Raw genomic sequence first — 4450 nt, 5'->3', positions numbered from 1 at the left:
GCCACGTCGTGTGCTGGGGGAAACCGAGAAGATGCGTATACAGACACGACACCTTGCCTCGTCCCTGCAGGCGCCATGTATGCCAATATGGCCGTTGGACTTTGAAAAGGCCCTACGTCCTGGTTGAAGGGCAGTTGACAGCGCTTATCGTTGTGTGTAGAATGGGGTCCGCTTTGAGAGGAGGTTTCCGTGGCGAGATTCTACTATGGCGGTCAGGCGGTCATCGAAGGGGTGATGATGCGCGGCCGGACGCATATGGCGGTGGCGGTGCGGGATCCCCAAGGGGAGATCGTGGTGCACCAGGAGCCGTTAACCGCCCGCATTTATACGAGCCGATGGGGGAAGCTGCCCTTCCTGCGAGGCCTGACCGCGTTGTGGGACGCCCTGGTCCTGGGCATGCGCACACTGCTCTGGTCGGCCGATGTCGCGCTGGCGGAGGAGGAGGCTGAGTTCTCCGGGCCCGTGGCCTGGACCACGATGGCCGGGGCCCTGGCGCTGGGCGTTGGCATCTTCTTCCTGATCCCGTCGGCGCTCGCGCAGTGGCTGGAGCGGTTTTGGCCGGCCGCGTGGGCCAGCAGCACGGTGGAGGGGGGGATTCGGCTGCTCATGTTCCTGGCCTACGTGTGGCTGATCGGCCTGGCTCCGGATATCAAACGGGTGTTTGCCTATCATGGGGCGGAACACAAGACGATCAACGCTTTTGAGGCTGGCGCGGACCTGACCCCCGATTCCGTATCCCGTTTCTCCACCGCGCACACACGTTGTGGCACGAGCTTCCTGTTGGTTGTCTTGGTGTTGGCCATCCTCTTCCACATCCCGTTGCAGTTCTCGGAGTGGTATTTCCGCCTGTTATCCCGGGTGCTGGTCATCCCGATCGTGGCGGGCGTGGCCTATGAGCTCATCCGCTTCTCCGCGGACCGCCACACGAACCCGATCGTGAAGCTCTTCATCGCGCCGGGGCTGCTGTTGCAGCGTCTGACGACGCGAGAGCCCGATCGTGATATGCTGGAAGTGGCCATCGCAGCTCTGAAGCCCGTACTCGTCGCCGACGGCGTCCTGGCCTCTGCGGCGCCTGACGTGTCGTCCGCGGCGGTAGGACAGGAGTTGACGGTGGCCGCCTGATCGCGGGCGTGTGATGGGCGATGGGATGCCTTCACCGGGAGACGGACCTCCCGTGACATGTTTTTCCCCGCGACTTACCAGGATCGTCTTGATTGTGTACATGATGAGAACGTGGTCGCTTCCGGGATGCACGCGCCGGTCCGTTCATATCGCAGGCGCGGGGTCCCGGCTCCCCCAGAGCGCACCATTGTTGGGAGGATAGAGTATGAGTATGGGGCGTGGCAAAGTTTCCATCATCGGTGCTGGGAACGTCGGCGCGACGACGGCGCTGTGGCTGGCCAGTTGGAACGTGAGGGAGATCGTCCTTTTGGATATCCCTGAGACCGGGGATATGCCCAAAGGGAAGGCTTTGGATCTGATGGAAGCTGGGCCGGTCATTCGATACGATACCGTGGTCAAGGGGACTCACGATTACGCGGACACGGCCAACTCCGACGTGGTGGTGATCACGGCCGGCATGCCGCGTAAGCCCGGCATGAGCCGGGAGGATTTGGTGGGGACCAACGCCAGGATCGTTCGCTCGGTGGTGGAGCAGGTGATCGTCCATTCGCCGGAGGCGATCCTGTTGATGGTCACAAACCCGCTGGACTCCATGGTATACCTGGCGAAGAAGGTGAGTGGCTTCCCCAGGGAGCGGGTGATCGGCCAGGCTGGCGTGTTGGACAGCGCTCGCATGCGCACGTTCATCGCCATGGAGTTGGGCGTCTCCGTGGACTCCGTGTGGGCGTTCGTGATGGGAGGACATGGAGATGAGATGGTCCCACTGCCGCGCTACTCGACCGTGGGGGGCATTCCCATCACGCAGCTGTTGCCCCCGGATCGTGTGGAGGCCATCGTGGAGCGCACGCGCAAGGGCGGTGGGGAGATCGTGCAGCTTTTGAAGACAGGGAGCGCGTTCTACGCTCCGGGGGCGTCGGTTGCCCTCATGGTAGATGCGATCCTGAAGGATAAGCATCTGGTGTTGCCCGCCTCCGTTTACCTGGAGGGCGAATATGGGCTAAGCGACATCTGCTTCGGTGTCCCCGTCATCTTGGGGCGCGGCGGCGTCGAGCGGATCCTGGAAGTCGATCTGAACGAAGAGGAGCGGCAGGCGCTGGAGCGCTCCGTGAATCTCATCCGGAAGACGATGAGCATGTTGCCGACTTAGTCCGCTGGGGTGCGGGCAACCGACTGTCTCAAGGAGGAGGACAGGAAACTGTCCTCTTTTTTTCAATCTCGGGTTTTACTTTAGGAGGGTGGACATGCCAAAGGTTTCTCTGGAACAGCATGGTATCAAGAACGTGAATCAGGTGTACTGGAACCTGTCTACTCCGGCGCTGTATGAGGAGTCGATACGCCGCCGTGAGGGGCTGCTGGCGCACTTGGGCCCGCTGGTTGTGCGGACCGGTCATCACACCGGGCGATCCCCGAACGATAAGTTCATCGTGCGGGAGCCGTCCAGCGAGGATAAGATCTGGTGGGGGGACGTTAACCGCCCCTTCGACCCCGATCGCTTCAGGACGCTCTACCTGCGCATGTTGGCTTATCTGCAGGGCAAGGATCTGTTCGTGCAGGACTGCTTTGTGGGCGCCGACCCGCGTTACCGCAGGCCCATTCGCGTCATCACCGAGACCGCCTGGCACAACCTGTTCGCTCGCAACATGTTTATCCTTCCCTCGAGGGAGGAGCTAGAGGATCACGAGCCTGAGTTCACCATCATCAACGCCCCTCGTTTCCATGCCATGCCCGAGGTGGACAGCACCAACTCGGAGGTGTTCATCCTGATCAACTTCGGCGAGAAGCTGGTTCTGATCGGGGGGACGAGCTACGCGGGCGAGATCAAGAAGTCCGTCTTCACCATCATGAACTACCTGCTGCCCTTCCAGGGGGTCCTGCCCATGCATTGCTCCGCGAACGTGGGCCCCGATGGGGACGTGGCGCTGTTCTTCGGGCTCTCCGGCACGGGGAAGACGACCCTCTCCGCCGACGCCGAGCGCGCTCTGGTCGGAGATGACGAGCACGGCTGGAGCGACTTTGGCGTGTTCAACTTTGAGCGGGGGTGTTACGCCAAGGTGATTCGCCTCTCGCCCGAGGCGGAGCCGGAGATCTATCAGACGACCCGGCGGTTCGGCACGATCCTGGAGAACGTGGCCATGGACGTGCGCACACGGCGCGTGGACCTGGACGATGATTCCCTGACGGAGAACACCCGGGCCTCCTACCCCATCAACTATCTGCCGAACATCGTGGAGTCCGGGATGGCGGGGCATCCCAGCAACGTCGTCTTCCTGACGGCGGATGCCTTTGGGGTGATGCCGCCCATCGCCCGGCTGACGCCCGAACAGGCGATGTATCACTTCCTGTTGGGGTACACGGCGAAGGTGGCTGGCACGGAGAAGGGGATCACGGAGCCGCAGGCCACGTTCAGCACCTGCTTCGGCGCTCCCTTCATGGCGCTGCATCCGAGGGTCTACGCCGATCTGTTGGGGGAGCGAATTCGCAAGCACAACGTGAAGGTCTGGCTCATCAACACCGGCTGGACGGGTGGGCCTTACGGCGTTGGCCGTCGCATCGAGATCCGCTACACACGGGCCATGGTGCGGGCGGCGCTGGCCGGAGCCCTGGACGACGTACCCATGGTGCAGGATCCCGTCTTCGGCCTACAGGTGCCCACCACCTGCCCGGGCATCCCGGACGAGGTGCTGCGCGTGCGGGATACCTGGTCCGATCCGGAGGCGTACGATCGGCAGGCGAGAGAGCTCGCCCGCATGTTCCATGAGAACTTCGCCCAGTTCGCAAGCGAGGTCTCGGAGGAGATCCGGAACGCGGGCCCTCTGGCGCGCTGAGGACCTCGTGATCGCGGGGATGATCTGGCGGGGCAGAGCCTGACTCTGCCCCGCCGCGTTTTGACCGGCGGAGGGGCATTCGGTTAGAATCGTAGGGATGCTTTTGTGCCGATCCTTGTGTTCTGTGTTTGTGTGAGAGCGTGTCTGAAAATTTACCGGCAAGACGTCTGAGGGGTCTCCCTCAACGACCAGCTCCACAGGGGGAGATGTGAAGGGGACCTCCCCTCCACGGAAATCCCGCTTTTCCGGCCTGTACCTGCCTTTCTCGGCCCTTCCCGAAGGACTCAGGCCGAGGCCAGGCCGGTTGAAGGCAAAAGAAGGGCTTTTTCCGGAGGGGCTCCCCACAGCAGAAGCAACGGCGTTTTTCAGACACACTCTGAGAGATGGCGTCACAGGGATAAGGAGGGGTCCTTATGAAGTTGATCTATCGGGATAAGGTGTGGGAGTTGAAGGGGGGCATGACCGTACGGGATGCCATCTTGAAGGTCGGCTTGAATCCGGAG

Annotated in this window: 3 protein-coding genes; all 3 read left to right on the top strand. The window is 62.2% G+C overall.

Going from position 1 to position 4450, the window contains the following annotated elements; all coding sequences use genetic code 11:
• Positions 1 to 234: 234 nt before the first annotated feature.
• The 3 genes from GXP39_05620 (at position 235) to GXP39_05610 (ending at position 3947) form a co-directional block, all read left to right on the top strand.
• A complete protein-coding gene (locus tag GXP39_05620; GenBank protein ID NOZ27517.1) occupies positions 235 to 1122 on the top strand; it encodes a DUF1385 domain-containing protein in 888 nt (295 codons plus the stop codon).
• Between the two features lie 211 nt (positions 1123 to 1333).
• On the top strand, positions 1334 to 2269 hold the full coding sequence (mdh, locus tag GXP39_05615) for a malate dehydrogenase (GenBank protein ID NOZ27516.1): 936 nt from the start codon (positions 1334 to 1336) through the stop codon (positions 2267 to 2269).
• A 94-nt stretch (positions 2270 to 2363) separates the two neighbouring features.
• Positions 2364 to 3947, top strand: coding sequence for a phosphoenolpyruvate carboxykinase (locus GXP39_05610; GenBank protein ID NOZ27515.1), 1584 nt, complete (start codon positions 2364 to 2366; stop codon positions 3945 to 3947).
• Positions 3948 to 4450 lie beyond the last annotated feature (503 nt).

This window comes from Chloroflexota bacterium, assembly GCA_013152435.1.
GTDB lineage: Bacteria > Chloroflexota > Anaerolineae > DUEN01 > DUEN01 > DUEN01.
Note: the sequence above shows the minus strand (reverse complement) of the source record. Positions and strands in the feature narration are given on the sequence as shown.

Coding starts and splice junctions, on each gene's coding strand:
- mdh (NOZ27516.1), top strand. CDS start 1,334: ATGGGGCGTGGCAAAGTTTCCATCATCGGTGCTGGGAACGTCGGCGCG.
- GXP39_05610 (NOZ27515.1), top strand. CDS start 2,364: ATGCCAAAGGTTTCTCTGGAACAGCATGGTATCAAGAACGTGAATCAG.
- GXP39_05620 (NOZ27517.1), top strand. CDS start 235: ATGATGCGCGGCCGGACGCATATGGCGGTGGCGGTGCGGGATCCCCAA.